Source organism: Vibrio sp. 03_296, from assembly GCF_002265885.1.
The window spans coordinates 1-1,025 of the sequence record NZ_NPKW01000463.1 but is presented as its reverse complement, the minus strand read 5'-3'; the positions used below and the strand labels follow the sequence as shown (position 1 = coordinate 1,025).

Here is a 1,025-nt window from a genome sequence, read left to right as displayed (position 1 = left end):
CGTTCATTGATAGTGTACGTGACGAAAACAAGAAGYCAAGTGATTCGAGATTGTTCACCAAGATTTCTGCCAACAATTGGAGGAGTATCAGGTGACAATGATTGAAGCGCCTCCGTCACAAACTCAATTGGAAGCGTGGGTAGGAGAAGGGCAAGCGTGCTACTTCTCATCAGTACCTATCGATTTAATGGCAGTAAAGAGCCGCATTGGGTTCTTTTGAGTGGAATGAGCGAGCATTTTTTCTTTATTCATGATCCCCACGCGGAATCGGAAGAAGAGGCGATAGCGTCTGCACATGTCACGGTCAGTAAAAAAGCACTGTCGCAAATTATCGGTTTTGGCAAGCAAAAGCACACGGCCTGTGTCGTCATTCACCAAGACCGTAAGCTTAAAGGCTAATTACCAGAATTTGAGCCGCTTGAGCAGCAATACTTCGGCGGCAAAAATGACCACCAATCCAATACAGAACCACAAGAAGGCGACCGGGGATTCTACCCCCGGAATGCCACCGAGTATTGATACCCAAGCAAGCCAGTTTAAAAAACTGGTAGGCAGGAAAATAACTGGCAATCAATGTAAACAAGTAGCTGTTTCGGCTGATTTTATCTTCTCGTAGTTGTTGAATTTGTTCTTTGAGCATGTGCGAGCTCGCCAAGAAAGAACTCTATGGTTTCGTTAATGCGAGTAATATTACTTAGTGCATAATTGACCATTAAGGTTTTGTTAGTCAAAGGCGAACTTCAGAGCTCGAAAATCAGCAATGGCGTACTGTTGCGGACGAATAAAGCGTTTGATTCTCAACAGTGCTTTTTGTACTTCAATGATGTCGCCAATTTGTTCGGTGTCGAGCTCAAACTGTTCTATTTGTTCCTCAATATCTTGAAGATATTGCTGCATTTTTCCTGTCAAACCATCGATGATGGTTAGGAGTAGATCGGCGATGCTGTTCTGGGCCTTTTTTCTCGGCGAGAGAGGCTCTGATTTCTGAAATCGCTTTGGAGGAGGTCTTACGTGTCGAAATCAAC

The 1,025-nt window shown here is 44.1% G+C and carries 1 protein-coding gene and 1 pseudogene; one reads left to right on the top strand and one right to left on the bottom strand.

The features are described 5' to 3' along the window. A pseudogene (locus CIK04_RS25415) lies at positions 1 to 399 on the top strand (peptidase C39 family protein); the annotation flags it as partial. Between the two features lie 324 nt (positions 400 to 723). Here the strand turns inward: CIK04_RS25415 and CIK04_RS33890 are convergent. After that, complete coding sequence (locus tag CIK04_RS33890; protein WP_325205818.1) at positions 724 to 909, bottom strand: hypothetical protein; 186 nt, start codon at positions 907 to 909, stop codon at positions 724 to 726. Positions 910 to 1,025: the final 116 nt, after the last annotated feature.